The 16830-nt window shown below is 59.7% G+C and carries 6 protein-coding genes; all 6 read left to right on the top strand.

Annotated features, from left to right (window positions below):
* Positions 1–142 precede the first annotated feature (142 nt).
* The 6 genes from ACWUI2_RS00030 (at position 143) to ACWUI2_RS00005 (ending at position 16391) form a co-directional block, all read left to right on the top strand.
* Positions 143–7777, top strand: coding sequence for a putative Ig domain-containing protein (locus tag ACWUI2_RS00030; RefSeq protein ID WP_486980811.1), 7635 nt, complete (start codon positions 143–145; stop codon positions 7775–7777).
* A 214-nt stretch (positions 7778–7991) separates the two neighbouring features.
* Complete coding sequence (locus ACWUI2_RS00025; protein WP_486980810.1) at positions 7992–8735, top strand: MauE/DoxX family redox-associated membrane protein; 744 nt, start codon at positions 7992–7994, stop codon at positions 8733–8735.
* A 913-nt stretch (positions 8736–9648) separates the two neighbouring features.
* Complete coding sequence (locus tag ACWUI2_RS00020) at positions 9649–10446, top strand: response regulator transcription factor (RefSeq protein WP_486980809.1); 798 nt, start codon at positions 9649–9651, stop codon at positions 10444–10446.
* A 261-nt stretch (positions 10447–10707) separates the two neighbouring features.
* A complete protein-coding gene (locus ACWUI2_RS00015) occupies positions 10708–11670 on the top strand; it encodes a hypothetical protein (protein WP_486980808.1) in 963 nt (320 codons plus the stop codon).
* Between the two features lie 40 nt (positions 11671–11710).
* Positions 11711–12661, top strand: a complete 951-nt coding sequence (locus ACWUI2_RS00010; protein WP_486980807.1) for a hypothetical protein — start codon at positions 11711–11713, stop codon at positions 12659–12661.
* Between the two features lie 22 nt (positions 12662–12683).
* Complete coding sequence (locus tag ACWUI2_RS00005; RefSeq protein WP_486980806.1) at positions 12684–16391, top strand: right-handed parallel beta-helix repeat-containing protein; 3708 nt, start codon at positions 12684–12686, stop codon at positions 16389–16391.
* Positions 16392–16830 lie beyond the last annotated feature (439 nt).

Raw genomic sequence — 16830 nt, 5'->3', positions numbered from 1 at the left:
ACGGGGGTCGTGTCGCGTATCTTCCATGGCGCGCGGCCGAAAGGAGTTGCGGCGGCGCTTGAGTCGATAAAGAATGTTTTCCGGTGCCGCGGCTCCCTTGGGTGCGCGGTGAGACTTTTCCCGTCACCTGATTTTTTGCGATATGCCTTGCTCTCGATTTGCCACTTGGAGGTCCGGCTTTGTCCTTCGTTCCCGCATTGAATCCGGTTGGATTCTCGCCGCCGTTGTCATCTGGGTGACGGCGGTTTTCGGACTGACGCCGGCGGCGGCGGCGGCCGACGGAGGTGTGCCAGGGGAGCCGGATGCGGCTTTTGCCGCGGCGTTTGCCGCGGATTTCCCCCCACAACCAGCCGGAGCGCAGAGCATCTCGGCCCTGGCTTTTCAGCCTGACGGCAAATTGGTGGTCGGCGGAACGACGCCAATCCTGGCCCGGCTTCTGCCGGATGGAAGCGCGGATGGTGAATTCGGAACAAATATCGCGGGGCTGAATTTGCATGGGGGAGTGGGGACCGTCGCGATTCAACCGGATGGAAGAATCCTGATTGCTCATGCGATGAGCGGACTGATCCGCTTAATGCCGGATGGCACGAGAGACACCGAGTTCGCGGCCAACCTGGGATCCTTTTTGATGGGCCAGGTCCGGGCGATCTTGGTGCAGCCGGATGGAAAGATCGTGGTCGGCGGGGATTTTTCGACCCAATGGGGGCCAGTTCGCCTGGTCAGGTTGGCGTCCAACGGTCAGCCGGATCTCGCTTTTCATCAAGCCAAGGGCAACGGCCCCACGAGTTCGGTCTATGTGTTGGCGATGGACCAGGAAGGGGGAATCATCGTCGGGGGGAATTTCCTGAGCATCAACTTCGCACCACCGTCCGGGCTTATCCGTCTTCATCCGGACGGGAGTGTCGACGCGGATTTCCGGGCGGCGGTCGGCAGTTCGATTCTGACCGTTTCGGCGGTGGCGGTTCAACCGAATGGCAAGATCCTCTATGTGGAGGCGGGTCAATTGCGACGGCTTCTGCCGAGTTATGCGATGGACACCGCCTTCAATTCGGCCGTTGTCACGGGGAGCGGGGGAGGCATTGGATCTTTGGCTTTACAGGCGGACGGACGGATTCTGGTAGGGGGAATGTTTTCGAGCATCGGTTCCCGGCAGGCCCGGGGATTCGCAGCGATCTCGGAGGATGGAGCTACGGTCGAAACGTTCCGGCCGACTATGGAGAGTTTGTCGATTAGCTCGATTGGCGCGGTCGCTCCGGCGCCTGATGCCGGGGTGGTTTTGTCGGTGGTTTACTCGGGAAGCGCTCCCCCGGGGAACTCGCTGGTTCGTCTGAGCAATTACGACGCGGCCGACTTCCTTTATGTCGATGGAGACAGAATTCGCTGGCGGCGCGGCGGATCGTCCCCGGGTGGCAATGTGGTCTCCTTTGCGGGGAGCGCTGACGGAGAGGTCTGGCAGGAACTGGGGACCGGGGCCTGGGATGGAACAGGAGCGTGGGAGCTTGTGGAGGATTCAAGTTCTCTGTCGTGGATTCGGGCGAAGATGCGTGCGCCGGGCGGAGCGAACGGCACATCGACCGGTTTTTTCACCCGGACGATTTCGCTGACCGGAACGCCGCAGAATATCGACTTTCCCGAAATGGAGCCGGTTGCTCCCGGGGATGCTTTTTTTCCGGCAGCGACCGCCAGCAGCGGGTTGCCGGTGGAGTTTGTCAGCGACGATTCATCGATCGCCTATGTATTCGATGGGAAACTACGAACCCAGCGGGCCGGAACGGTGGCCATTCACGCCTATCAGAAAGGGAATGAGGCGTTCAATCCAGCACCGGTGGTTTCCCGGGTTTTGGAGGTGGGGCAATTGTCGCAAACGATCGAATTTGCTTCGGTGCCGGACAAGGAATACGGGGACGAACCCTTTCTGCTGGAAGTCGCTGCAACCAGCGGTCTGCCGGTGACGTTCGTCAGTTCGGATCCGGTGATTGCGAGCATTGCCGACGGAATCGTAACGATCCATCGGGCGGGGACCGTTGAGATCACCGCCAGCCAGGCGGGCGACCACCGCTACGAAGCGGCGGATCCGGTGGTGCGTCTTTTGACGATCCACCCTGCCGCGCAGACGATCGATTTTCCGGTCTTGTTTCCCGTGGTGGCGGGCGCGGCGCCGTTCCCGGCCGGGGCCGTCGCCAGCAGCGGATTGCCGGTGGCGTTGACCAGCAGCGACCCCACAGTCGTTTCCGTTGTCGACGGCGTCATCACCGTGCATGCGGCGGGAACGGTGATTCTAACCGCGAGCCAGGCCGGGGATGAACGGTATCACCCGGCCGAACCGGTGGAGCGCGAATTGCGGGTCCTGGCGGCCGCGCCGGTCATCGCCGGGCCTTCGACCGCATGGGGACAGGAAGGGCGGCTCTTTGAATATGCAGTCGCGGCCCCGGGGGCGGTCCATTATACGGCGAGCGGACTGCCTCCCGGATTGACCCTGGATCCATCCACCGGCTTGATCGACGGCCGCCCCAAATTGGCCGGGGAATATCAGATGCGGATCGGCGCGGGAAATGCCGACGGGGTGTTCGCCTCGAAACAGGTGGCGGTCACGATTTATCCATTGGATGGGCCGCCGCCGGAGATTACCGGGGCGGAACCGGTTCGACTGGCAGCCGGTAAACCTTTGCCGTATGTGCGGATCCGAATGGAACCGGTTCATCCGGGCAGCGAGATCCTCCTGACGAATTTGCCGGACGGTCTTGTTTATGATCCGGCGACTGGCATTTTGACCGGTGTTATCGTGGATCCCGGCTATTATGAGGTCGAAATCGAAGCATCGAACCTGCACGGAATCCGCCGCGAAACCCTGGTGCTGGCGGTGGCCCGGGAGGAATTTGAAACCGTCGTGTTGCCAACCGAGGGGATTTTGAGGGGGATCGCGGAAGGAGAGGGGAGTTGGGTCGTTGTTGGAGATCAAGGGCTGATTTTGTATTCATTGGATGGTGACGAATGGGAGGTTTTGCCACCTGTAACGAATGGCGATTTGCGGGGCGTCGCCTATGGGGCGGGAGTGTTTGTCGCGGTGGGAAACGGAGGAGTCATCCTGCGGTCGACGGATGGACAGACCTGGGAAGACGTCGAGGCGGCACCGGACCGCGATCTGCGGAAGGTACAATTCCTTGACGGGAAGTTCATGGCGTTCTCGGAGGCCGGACCGGTCTTGACTTCGGAGGCCGGAACAGTCTGGACGGAGGGGGAAGCGACCTCCAGTGGATTGATTGCCGCCGCGAGCGGAGGGGGGATGACCCTGGGAGCAGCCGTGCGCTGGGCGGCCGTATCGCCGGATGGAAACGCCTGGACGCGCACAGCGGTGAATCTCGGTTACGGAAAGATCGGGGTGGCCTACGGAAACGGACGCTTCGCGGTGGGGCACCAAAACGGGTGGATCGGGACGACTCGCGATGGGGATCGGTGGGCGGTCAATCCCGAGCGAATCCCACAATTTCCGCGCGACATCGGGTTCATGGAAGACCAGTTCTTTGTGGTGAGCGGGGGAAATCTATTTTCCTCGCCGGATGGGATGCTCTGGGACCGGCTCGCGGGGTCGGATTTCTATCTTAACGCCTTGAACCACGGTCCGACTGTGGCGGCCGTCGGAGAGGGCGGGCGGTTGTTGCGGCGAATCCCCGGGCTTTCGCCGACGCCGGAGATTGTCAGTTCGACCACCGCAACCCATACCCGAGGCGAGCCCATTGAGTATCAGATATCGGCGACGCATGAGCCGCATCGTTATTACGCATTTGGGCTGCCGGAAGATTTGGCGGTCGATTCGAATTCCGGACGGATCCACGGGAGCGTCGAAGCGCCCGGAACCTACCGGGTGCTCCTGGGAGCGGAGAATGAAGCCGGCGTCGCGCCAACGCGTCCCTGGGAGATCACCATCTTTGCGGACGAGGGAATGCCGCCGGGGCTTTCGCAAAACTATACGGTGACCGATACCGTTGCTCCCCAGATGTTCGTGATCAACCGTCGAGATGCGAGTTCGGAGGTGCGGATCTCTCAGAACCCGCCCGGCTTGTCGTTCGATTTATTGACTCAGGTTTGGCGCCCGGAAAGCGGCGTATCCGGTTGGGGGGAGATGGTTCTCGAAGCGAGCAATCATTTTGGGACCGCGGAACGGGTGGTTCGTTACGTGATCCCTCCTCCGGATGGTTGGGAGAATCAGGAGAGCGCAACCGCCGGTAAAATGACGGCGATCGCGTTCGGGAATGGCCGTTTTATCGCCGGGGGAGAAGACGGCAGTCTCTTGGCATCGCTTGACGGAATCAATTGGACGGTCGTTCGGGCGCCGGATGGTTTCGCCTGGCGCGGGTTGGCCTATGGCGGAAATCTGTGGGTGGCCGTCGGGGAGGGCGGACGAATCCTGGTATCCGAAGACGGCGACGTTTGGAACGACCGATCCTCCGGTGTCACGGCCGATCTCCGCGCGGTCGCCTACGGGAGCGGACGGTTCGTCGCGGTTGGGAAAGATGGAACGGTTTTGACATCGCTTGACGGAACGGCGTGGACTTCCGGCTCGCCTGGAACATCAGCGGATTTCCGCGATGTGACCCATGGTGGGGGAACGTTTCTCGCGGTTTGCGACGAAGGGAAAGCGTATGTCTCGGTTGAAGGAATCGAATGGGACTCGCAACAAGTAAACGAGGTCGGCCGGTTATTGAGCGCGGTGTATCACGATGGGGACTACTTTGTTTCGGGGGATCCCGGTCTCGTTTGCCGCTCTTCGGATCTGGAAAGTTGGATGTTGGTCCTGAGTATCGGAGATACGGTTCAACAGGTCTTTGCCTATGGAGAAAGGCTGTTGGCATTCGGTTCGAAAAATTTTTACTCGACGCCCCTTGGCGCCATCCATGCCTGGGAGCGGCGGGTTCACCCTGAAATGTACGGGACGACCGGTATGGCCTACGGGAACGGCCGGCTGGTTGGGTTGAGTTCCGACGGGGGCGTCTACTCGCGTTCCGGCGAATGGCTTCCGATGATTTCAAGTTGCGGAGGGAATCTGATAGTGGGGCAGCCCTATTTTTGCCCATTGAAAAGGGAGGCGGCACCGGTCGAAGAATTCGTCGTATCGGGTTTGCCGGCGGGGCTGACGTTTGATCCGGTCACCGGAGAGATCTCGGGCGTGCCGGAAGGAATCGGCACTTTCGCTGTCGAAGCGTTCGCCGTCGGTTCGCGGGGCCCGGGACCGATCGCCCGGTGGACCATGCGAGTGCATCCGGAACATGCGTTGGATCCGCCGTTTCTAACGGAACGATTGGCCGAAGGCGCCGTCGGAGTCACTGTTCAGTATTACCCGCAGGTCGGTCATCCATGGGCGGGATACAGATTGCCTTACACGATGGTGGCAACCGGCAGCGCCCCGGGGCTCGCCTGGCACCCGATAGGATTTATCCAAGGGACGCCGAGCGCCCCCGGACTTTATCCGTATGAGGTCGAATTCCATCGGGAAGACGGGGTGACCTCTGATGTGATTGAATTTTGGGTACACGAACCGAACTGGCCCAGGTGGTGGACCCACTTTCCGGCCGTGCGCTCCTTTGCCTTCGGGAGCGGGCGTTTGCTCGGAGTGGGAGAGGGCGGACAGACCGTTTACAGGGACTTGGCGACGGGCTTCTGGTTGACGGGATCGATCGGCGGGGGGCATTCCCCATATGGAGTCGCCTTCGGAGCGAATCGATTTGTTACGGTCGGCGCCGGGGGAGCGATCCGGACGTCGGCAAATGGTGCCTCGGGGTGGAGTTCGGTCGCTTCGGGGACGGAGGCCACCCTTCGGAATGTGGCGTGGAACGGAACCCGATTTGTGGCGGTTGGAGAGCAGGGAACGCTGTTGACCTCTGAAACCGGGCTCTCGTGGACGCCGGTCGATTCTGGAACCCAAGCCGATTTGATCCGGATTTGGGCGGACCCGACGTTTTGGTTAGCGATCGGTGAAGGCGGAACAATCCTGTATTCCCCGGACGGACTGGAATGGCAGACGGCGAACTCCGGGACGGACGCGGCGCTGATTTCAATCGATCATGGCGGGGGCCGGTTTATGATTGTTGGAGAAGGAGGAATCCTGCTCGAATCGCTGGACGGTATTTCCTGGCAGGGGGTGGATCCGGAAGGGTTGCCGGAAGGGACCTACCGGTCGCTGATCTATGGCCGGGACGAGTGGGCGATGATCGGACCCGGCTCGGTGATTTTTACTTCGGCTACCGGTGAGCATTGGGAGGCGAGAACGTTACCGGGCGAAGCCAATTTGGAAGCACTGATCTTGTGGGAAGATCGCTACATCGCTTCGGGCCCGGGCCATTTTCTCGGTTCGGCGGAGGCATGGTCTCCTGAGCTTTACCCGTTGGACTTCGGACATTGGAATCTGTTGGACGGCGAAGAGGTGGAGTTCCAGTTGAAATCGAATGACCCGGAGGCTCTATTCTACGCTTACAATCTCCCTGCGGGGCTTTCGCTGGATTCCGGAACCGGAATTGTTTCGGGGAAGATCGAAACCTTTCAGTCAGGCACAGTCGCGTTCGGAGCGATCAGCGGAAACCGGACCTCGCCTCTGCGCAAGGTGCCATTTTCGGTGCGGCCGGCCGCAGGGGAACCTCCGGCGATAACCAGTCCAAAGGGGGCGGTGGCCCGCGTGGGGGAGGCGTTTACGTATCCAATCACGTATGACGGTCCCAGCTGGGACGCTAATTTTTCCGTGGAAGGACTTCCCGCGGGATTGAGCGGTTACACTCAACCATGGCGGATTGCCGGAGTTCCCGCGGAAAGCGGACTTTTCCCGGTCATCCTGACAGTCGAAAACCTCTACGGAACGGATCAGCGCACGATCTGGCTGTTTGTTTCCGATCCGGGTGAAAGGGTCCCGAGCTGGGAAATCGGGGAGGCCTTGAGAGGAGTCGTCTCGATCGATTTCGACTTCTTGCCAACGCTCAACGGTTCGCCCGCCTTCTTCCATGCTTACGGTCTTCCCCCGGGAGTGGAAATCGACGCCGCCACCGGACGTTTGACGGGGGCTCCAGCCACGGCCGGTTCCTACGCTGCGGTCCTGGTGGCCGAAAACGAGTTTGGCGCGGCTGGTAAACTTCTCGAAATCATCGTGGATTTTCTTGAGCCGCGGGCGCTGGCCGATGTTTCGGAAATGATCCGGAGTTCGGGACAAACCGTGTCGATTGCCGCCGAGTTGTGGGGAAGCGAATTGAATTTCCAATGGCTTCGCGATGGGGTTTCTCTGGACGGCGACGAGCGATTCGGGGGCGTCAATTCTCTGGAATTGTTATTGAATGGGGTCATCGCACCGGACACCGGAGTTTATCGGTTGCGGGCCTGGAACACGCAAGGAGAGGTGATCAGCGGGCCCATTGAATTGACGGTAACAGAGACTTATGAGGCCTGGGCGGCCCGCGAACTTGGCGGATTGTCCGGCGATCCCGCGGCGGACGGTTTTATTCCGGGCGTGCCCAATCTTCTCGCCTTCGCGCTGGGGTTGAGGGAGGGCGATCGTAGTGGCTTGCCGAGGGTGGTGAGCGAACCGGATGGATCGATCTCACTCAGGTTCGGGCGCTCGCGAATGGTCGAAGGAACAACCGTGTGGATCGAGGTGGCCGCTTTCCTGGACGATTGGGAAGTTCATCCGAATGCTGGCGCCGAAGTGGAGCGGACCCCTGCGAGGACCATCCGTCATTACGCGTGGCCGACGAATGAGCCTCGCGGTTTTTTCCGGGTGAGGGCCGAAAAGGGGGATTGACGGCCCCTCTGTTTCTGGCGACGTCCGCCGGTCGCGGGGGATGGATAGTGTGCCTATCAGGAAGCTCAAAAATTGCCCTGAAATAGGGAGGAGGGCGGTCCAGCGACTTTAGCGTAACGCGACAGGGAATCGATGAAAGGCGTGGCTTCATCGCAACGTTGCGGAATTTTCAGGAATGACCGATAGTGGCGTTGTCGAACCCGATTCGCTTTAAATGAGGAGGAAAGCAGACATTTACCGCATGGTCACTCCCGACCATCTTTGTCCGTGGGGGATCAAGGCTCTCGATCTCCTTAATCGTAATGGGTTTGAGGTAAGCGACCATCACCTCGAAAGCATGGAGGCGAACCAACGTTTCAAGGAGGAACGCGAGGTCGATGAGACACCTCAGATCTTTCTCGAAGGAGAGCGCCTCGGAGGTTACGACGAACTGCGGGAGCATCTCAAGCTGGGGCCGGATTTCAAGGCGGGGGAAACCTACCAGCCAGTCATCGCGATCTTTGGGGTGACTCTCTTGATGGCCCTCACTACGAGTTGGGCCATGTCCGAAGAGATCTCCGTGGTCCGGACGGCGGAGTTGTTCATTGCCTTCAGTATGTGCGTGCTCGGCATACAAAAACTGCGGGACTTGGACGGCTTTGCCACCGGTTTCGTTCAATACGACTTGGTAGCGCGGCGATATGTGCCGTATGCCACGGTGTATGCCTTTATCGAAACGATCGGCGGGGCGATGATGATCGCCGCGCTGTTCACCTGGGTGGTGGCACCGATTGTCCTTGTTGCCAGCACCATCGGCGCGATCTCCGTCTTCAAGGCCGTTTATCTGGAGAAGCGCGATCTCAAGTGCGCCTGCGTCGGCGGGGGCAGCAAGGTGCCGCTCGGCTTTGTTTCCCTCTCGGAAAATCTGATGATGATGGCTATGGCGGTCTGGATGATGGTCCATGCGGCCGCGCCCTGACAAGACGTCGGGGGATGACCGTGTGTCGCCTTTGGCGGCAGGGAGGCTGGACGGTGGACGGTTTAATCGGCCCGGATTGCGACCCTTCAGGCCGCGGAATGTTGATGTCGAATTCCCCAGCCCTTCGGACTGGGCTGTAGGATTTGTCGCCTTCGGCGCCAGGGAGGGTGTCGCCTTTGGCGGCAGGGAGGCTGGACGGTGGACGGTTTAATCGGCCCGGATTGCGACCCTTCAGGCCGCGGAATGTTGATGTCGAATTCCCCAGCCCTTCGGACTGGGCTGTAGGATTTGTCGCCTTCGGCGCCAGGGAGGGTGTCGCGTTTGAGGCCGGGGAGGGAGGACGGCGGGCGGTTGGATCGGTCCGGGATTGCGACTCTTCAGGCCGCGGATTGTTGATGTCGGATTCCCCAGCCCTTCGGACTGGGCTGTAGGATTTGTCGCCTTCGGCGCCAGGGAGGGTGTCGCCTTTGGCGGCAGGGAGGCTGGACGGTGGACGGTTTAATCGGCCCGGATTGCGACCCTTCAGGCCGCGGATTGTTGATGTCGGATTCCCCAGCCCTTCGGACTGGGCTGTAGGATTTGTCGCCTTCGGCGCCAGGGAGGGTGTCGCGTTTGAGGCCGGGGAGGGAGGACGGCGGGCGGTTGGATCGGTCCGGGATTGCGACTCTTCAGGCCGCGGATTGTTGATGTCGGATTCCCCAGCCCTTCGGACTGGGCTGTAGGATTTGTCGCCTTCGGCGCCAGGGAGTTTGTCGCCTTCGGCGCCAGGGAGTTTGTCGCCTTCGGCGCCAGGGAGTTTGTCGTCTTCGAGGCCAGGGAGGGAGGCGCCTTCGGTGGCATTCTTATTTGGTTTTTTGGAGGGGGGCAAAATATTCTTGCCCGGGGAAAGTGATGAGCCCATTTCATTTTTTTCATGATTCCTATGATCTCGGAGGCGGATGCTCGGTCAATGGTCCGTCTGGTGGCGGAAATTGCGGCTTTGCGGGCTGATCATGCGACGGCGAAGAATGCTTTGATGGCAGGGTTGGTGGGGTTGGTCGGGGCCGACAGTTGGGTATGGTCGTTGGCGTATCTTCATCCCGACCGGGATCCTTCGTATGCATCGGTGTTGCATGGAGGATTCGATGAGGAGCGGTTCGTTGGACTGGTGAAGGCGAGCACGCATCCGGACATGAAAATATTGATGGCCCCGTTTGCCCGAGAGCTTCAGGAAAAGGGGGCCCATATCACCCGTTTGCGGCAACAGATCGATTCGACGAACCGGTTTCCGACGATGGCGACTTATCCCCTTTGGATCGCCGCCGACATTGCTCCGTTGATGCTCTCGGCCAAACCGCTGAACCGGGAATGTTTTAGTTTGATCGGGATCTACCGGCGGGCCGACCAGCCGTTGTTCGATGAACGGGAACGTCGGATCGCCCATATTCTTTTAAGTGAAGTGCCGTGGTTGCACGCCGCCGGTTGGCCGGACGATTTCGGCGTGAGAACTCCCGATCTCTCCCGACGGTGTCAGGTGGTTTTGGCGCTATTGTTGGAAGGGATGAGTCGGAAGTCGATCGCCGACCGGCTGAATCTTTCGGTCCACACGGTGTCGGATTATGTGAAGGAGATCTACCGACACTTCGGGGTGCAATCCCACGCCGAACTGATGCGGCGCTTCACCCGCGGAAGCCGGGGTGAGTTCGAGGACGAAACGCCCGGGCCCTACTGAGGCTCCCCCCTCTCTTCCTTCTCAAACAGTCTTTGCCCGAAGGTGGAGTCGAGGGGATTCGGCTTTGGGAAGTTCCGCTTTTTCGGACTCGTGACATCGTGGGGAAGCGCATTCGCATGCCCTCCCCATAGGAATTGTCTGGATTCTACTATTGAAACGCCTTGGCGCGGTTCGGCCGCGTTCGTTGAATAGTCATAGCCTATCGGAAACCTCACGAATGACGATCCTGTCCTCGCGAACCCTTAAAACTTAACGGAAACAATGGATACATCAAAGACGATTGCCCGCCTTTTCGCGCCCGCCGCCGCATGCCTTTCAAGCCTCTTCTGCGTCCAGGCGATGGCCCAAACCGTGGCTTACGACGATTTTGATCGAGCGGACTATGGAAATACCCAGCTTTCCCTGCAGGGCCTCTCCGGAGGCACCGGATGGACGTCGGTTTGGTCGGGACATAACACCTACAATTTCATCCCCACCCAGAATTATCGTTACACCGGGGCCATCGGATATGTGAACAGCGGAGCCGACGAAACCAGCGGGTCGATCTTTCGCAACGTGAATTTACAGGGGACCATCGATCGGAATTTCTCCACCGCGCCTATTACAGAAGGATATGTCTGGATTTCGTTCCTGAGTAATCGGTTATCGGTGAACGCCCTGACGGATTGGACCGGAGTGCAGCTTTCGACCGACGGAGGAATTATTTATTTTGGCACCCGGCAGAATAGGTTTGTGTTGGGGACTAATTCGGGGCTCGAAGACTTGGGGAGCGTCAGCGGAAACACCGGTGGTAATACCCACTTAATCATCGCCCGGATCGATGTCGCCAACGACACGTTCAGCGCGTGGTTCAATCCGGCGGATGTCAGTTCATTGTCGGCGTTGGGTTCCCCCCATCTTTCCGATTCGAGCCGGTCATTCACGTCGGTGACCCCGACCATCCAGGTTTGGTTGCGCGAAAACACCGATAACACGCGGATGAATCTCGACGCTCTTCGTGTTTCCTATGGAGAAGATCAAGCAGCGGGATTGCGGGCGGTGGTGAATCTGGAACCCGATCCCGGACCGATGGGGACGCTGTTTGTTGAACGATCAGTGAACCTGCACCAATGGGAGCCGGTCGACCTGACGACGCAGAAGCTGAGCGCATCCGGGGAAATCATGGTCCGAACCGATGAGCCGAGAGCGTTTTACCGCGTGCGTGTCGTGCCGGATGAAGAATGATCGAACCCAATCCATTTTAACCTCCAAACCATTACGCCAAATGAATCTACGCACACTTTTCCTTCGCGCCCGTCGGCTTTCTATTTTGTTGGTGGCCGGAATCGCCGGAGCATCGCTTGCCGACGGAAAGTCCGTTGCCTTCGACGAGTTCCGCCTGAACGAATACGGCGACGTTTTCGCACCGCTGCCCGGAAAATTCGGCGGAGCGGGATGGACGGGACCTTGGTCTGGTTCCGCCGCCATCCAGTTCGCGCCGAACCAAAATTACGTCTACCTGGATGCCGTCGGTTACCTGAACACAAGCCCGGGAACGGAAGGGGTCGGCGGCGGATCGATGTATAAGAACACCAGCGGCGGGGATTCCATCCATAGAGGTTTCGCGTCCGGGCCGATCACTGAAGGATATGTCTGGGTTTCCTTTCTCAGCAACCGGATTTCGGTCAACAGTGATTCCGACCGGACCGGGGTCGTGTTTGTCGCCGATGGTAACAATTATTACGTCGGAACCCGGCGTGACGAGTTCGGGATCGGACAAGGGATCGGTTTCTTGAATCTGGCCAGTGTTCCGGGAAACACGGACTCCACGACCCATCTGATTCTGGCCCGCCTGGACATCGCCAATGACACCTTTAGCGCCTGGTTCAATCCGTCCAACGTGACCTCGTTGGCGGCCCTGGGTTCGCCGGATGTGACGGACAATTCGCGGGTGATCACATCCGTCTCGCAATCCGTTCAGGTTCGAATGGATGAAAACTCGAACGTCCGGATCAACCTCGACAACCTCCGCATTTTCCACGGCGCCGACGAGGAAGCCGGGCTGCGGGCCGTCACCGCGCTCGACTCGCTGGGACGGGTGACTCTTCGTCGTTCGAATGATGCCGATCCGGTGGATATCACTCCGGAGATGTTGACCGAAACAGGTGGCATCCGCGTGCCGATGGGCGAGGAAAACGGTTCTTTCCGGCTGCGGTTCGAGACCGGGGTCGAATAAGCGAAATACGGGATCACTTTTTATGTCGTTCGAGAGTTTGCACAAACCTCGTTTGCTCCGACGCGGGCGGACGGGAACCATTTCTTTCCTGTCCGGCCTCCTGTTGGCGGTTGGCATTTTGGTCGCCGGCCACGGGACGGGCACCCTTTGGGCTTCCGGGGGAGGGGCTTCCACGGTGACCCTCTATGTCTCGACCGATGGAGTCGAGGGGGCCGCCGGGACCAAGGCGGACCCGTTTCGAACGGTGGAGGAGGCGCGGGACGCCATCCGGCAGTTGAAAGGGGTGAACGCCCAGCGGAATTTCCGGGTCTGGATCCGCGGAGGACTCTACCGGGTGACGGAGACGATCGTTTTCGGACCGGAGGACTCGGCCGCGCCCGGATTCACCATCACCTACGCCGCGTATTCCAACGAGCGGCCGGTTTTCAGCTCCGGGGTGCCGGTCACCGGTTGGACCAAGGCCACCCAGGATCCGGCGTTCCTGGCCAGTGCCGCGTCGGGCAAGTTGTGGGTGGCGGATTTTCCGGATGGCATCGATCGATTCACCACGATGTTCGACGAGGCGGGGCGGTTGCCCCGGGCGCTCGGTCCGGAGGTGAAACCAGAACTGGATCATTTGGATTCCAGAGTGTTGGATCGGAAGACGCTTCATTTTCCGCCGGGAAGTCTGCGGAATTACCAGAATATGGCAGATGTCGAGATCTGGATTGTTCCGACTTTCCAATGGAGCCACAACCTGCTTCCCCTTGCGTCCGTGCATACCGGCGATCGGATCGCCCGGACCACCGTCGCCGGGACATACCAATTGGCCCGGCGGGCGAACGCGTATGATCCGAGCCGGTTCCGCGTCGCCAATGTGCCGGACGTCCTCGACGAACCGGGTGAATGGATCATGAACTCCCAGAGCCGGAAAATCTGGTACTGGCCGCGCGACGGCCAAAAGCCGACCGGTCTTATCATCCCGACCCTGCGGGAGATGTTTCTCATCGCGGGATCGGCGGAAGACGAAATCCCGGTCTCAGGTCTGGTGTTCGACGGGCTGACGTTCAAGCACGGCGCCCGTGACGACATGAAGGACCACGATGTCGGGCTCCAGCACGATTGGGAGTTCTGGGACAAACCGAACGCGTTGGTCCGCTTTCGCTGGACTGAAAACTGCGTGGTGAAAAACAGTCTCTTCACCGCGACCGGTGGCGGCGCCATCCGCTTCGATTTGTATTCAAAAAATAACGCCATCGAGGGATGCGAGATCTCTTACATCGGCGGAACCGGTATCGCGTTCATCGGGGATAAGATCGGCGCGGATTTCATGAACCGGGGGAATCGTATTCATAACAATCACATTCACCATGTCGGGCTCGAGAAGCACGACACCCCGGGGATCCTGATTTGGCAGAGCGGTGAGAACACCGTCACGCACAACCGCGTGCACCACACCCCATACAACGGCATCAGCGTCGGCGGGGTGATGGCGGCTCACTTTTCCAGGCAATGGCGGGAACACGGGTTCGGCGCGCGGGAGCGTGAGCTCGCCCGGACGATCGATTGGAGCCGGCTTCCGTTCGAGGAAATGGATAGCATGACGGGGACAGAGGTCACGATCCATGATTTCGGTCCGTATTTGTACAGTCGCGACAATATTTTCGCCTACAACGAGATCTATCGCAATGTGGAATTGCTGGGGGACGGAAATCCGTTCTACATCCGGATGTCCAGTACCGGAAACGTGATTCGGCGTAATTATTTTCACCACACGTTATCGGCGCATTCCGCCGGAGTCGTGCGGTTCGACGGACAGCAGGACTGGACCACATTTGAGGAAAATATCGTATTCTACAATTCCGGGTCCGCTGTCACCTTCGCCAAAGGAAATGATGTTTTGAACAATGTCTTCGTGGATACGCGCAGCAGTGATCACGTTCACCAGGGAGGGCACCCGCTTCCGCATCCCCATCTCGACCGTGTCGGCAGTATGTTTTGGTTGGTCGCCGGTCCCCAGCGGCCGGCTATCGGGATCCTCGATTATGATCAAAGCACGATTCGCCGCAATGTGATGGTGCAGTTGCAGGAGGACTACCGCGTCTTTTACCGCGACTCGAGTCATGTTGATCCAAGCGCGCCGAATTTCACTGACATCAAACGGGTGGACAATCTGGATGAAAATATTTTTTGGGCTCCTAACATTCCCAATCAAAGCAGCTTGTCCAACTGGCTCAACACGAACCGGTCGCACGGCATCGACGAGAACAGCGTGATTGCCGATCCGATGTTCGTGGATCTGGCCAATCGCGACTTCCGTTTCCTTCCGGGCTCTCCTGCCTTGCAAATGGGCATCCCGAGTCTGGACCGGCGCGAGATGGGATTGACCTCGACATTCCCGGGCTGGCTGGCTCCCTGGGTGGTGGACGATGCCGGGCAGTCGTTCGATCCCAAGGGAGTTAGAGCGGATTTCACCGTGCATGTGCCGGCGACGGTGGTGGTCGATTCGTTTGATCGGGACGATTACGGCACCGAGTCCGTCGCGATCGCGAGCAGCGGAGTCTCGGGCGGCAGGGGATGGTCCGCGGGGAGCACCTGGAGCGGTAACTCCAATATCATGTTCAACCCGAATCTGAACCTGACCTATTCCGCGACGGGTTACGTCAACAAGGGTAACGAGGACGGCGGGTCCCTGTCGATGACCGCCGCCCTCAATGTGGATGTCAACCGCCGTTATTCGCTGGAACCGATCACCGGTCCATGGGTATGGGTCTCCTTCCTGGTCAACCGGGTTTCGGTGAATTCGGTGCAGGACCGGAGCGGGATCACTCTGTTCGACAGTGATGGCGCCGCACTTTATATCGGCAGCCAGGCCGCCAATTTCGGAGTCGGTTCATCGGTCGGGGTGTTGAACTGGGGTGAAGTCACCGGCGTCTTCGGCGGCAATGTCACGCACCTCATTCTGGCGAGGATCGATTTGGAAACCGGCAAGGTGGACGCCTGGTTGAACCCGGCGGATGTTTCGTCCGAATCCGTTTTGGGAGCGCCGACCGTTTCGTCGAGCATCCCCCAGCGGAATCTCGATGGCCGGGTATTCGTCCGGTTTGGGGAGAACGGAACTCCGCGGATCACATTCGACGGCTTCCGCATGGCTTGGGGCAAGCATTCCGGCTCGGCCTTGCGGGCGGTCGTCCATCCCGAGCAGGGCCGCTATGCTCCATTCTTCGCGGTGGCGGAGCGGATCCGCGAAAGCCAGGCGGCCTACGGTCGGGATTACTTGAGGTCGTTGCGACCCCATCTGGCGGACGGAGCGGATTCGGCCACCTTGACCTTCGAAAAGGTATCGGGCCCGGGGTGGCTGACGATCTCGGAGGATGGACTTCTCGGCGGCACGCCGCCCCAGGGAGCCGAAGGAATCAATTATTTCATGGTGGAGGCCCGCAACAGCGCCGGCTATCTCCATACGGTGGAGTTGGCGATCTTCGTCGCCGCTCCTTCCACCCAGCCCCCTCCGGGACCGCGCGACATCCGGATCGGAATCGAGAATAACATTCTCCGGCTGGATTGGGATTCCCCTGAGATTCCTGATCTTTCCCATTTCGTCGTCCTTCGATCCGATGATTTGCAGGGTTTTGAGGCGGTCGAGGGTCCGTTGTGGGAGGCGACTCCCTATAGTGAATCCGTGGCAGGCAAAGACCGGGCGTTTTATATTATCCGCGTCGTCGACACGTCGGGTAACTCATCCCAATGAACGCCCGGCGGCGCCAGGTCGATCTCATAGGCGTCGGTTTCCGGAAATCCCGCCGGGAATGTTTTGTGGCAGTTTATTCGAGCCCTCGCCTTATTGGGTGTGGGCGCAAGGAGCTTCCGGCGTAAGGAGCCGCAATCCGACTCCGGCCGCTTTTGCTCCGGTCGCATGGCAACGTGCGGAGAAAGCTCTGGAGATCTCGTTCGATTCGCTGCCCCACGGCCGAATGTTCCTGATCCGCTCCCGCAGCACGTTCGAGGATTGGCGTGACAGTCATTCCCGGCGAGGAGTTGCAGGATTCCGAGGTCAGCGGGGTCTCGAACCTGATGCGTTACGCGATGGGATTGCCGTGCTCGCGGGCCGCTTCCCGCGGAGGCGTTGCCCACCGTTCGGACGGTCGCGGTCGAGCGTTTGCTTGGCTGAAATAGCGGTGAAGACGACA

It is taken from the genome of Verruconatronum alginivorum (genome assembly GCF_056590205.1).
Note: the sequence above shows the minus strand (reverse complement) of the source record. Positions and strands in the feature narration are given on the sequence as shown.

Bases quoted from the DNA above. Each gene is read 5' to 3' on its own strand.
- ACWUI2_RS00025 (WP_486980810.1), top strand. From the start codon at position 7,992: ATGAGGAGGAAAGCAGACATTTACCGCATGGTCACTCCCGACCATCTT.
- ACWUI2_RS00015 (WP_486980808.1), top strand. From the start codon at position 10,708: ATGGATACATCAAAGACGATTGCCCGCCTTTTCGCGCCCGCCGCCGCA.
- ACWUI2_RS00010 (WP_486980807.1), top strand. From the start codon at position 11,711: ATGAATCTACGCACACTTTTCCTTCGCGCCCGTCGGCTTTCTATTTTG.
- ACWUI2_RS00005 (WP_486980806.1), top strand. From the start codon at position 12,684: ATGTCGTTCGAGAGTTTGCACAAACCTCGTTTGCTCCGACGCGGGCGG.
- ACWUI2_RS00030 (WP_486980811.1), top strand. From the start codon at position 143: ATGCCTTGCTCTCGATTTGCCACTTGGAGGTCCGGCTTTGTCCTTCGT.
- ACWUI2_RS00020 (WP_486980809.1), top strand. From the start codon at position 9,649: ATGATTCCTATGATCTCGGAGGCGGATGCTCGGTCAATGGTCCGTCTG.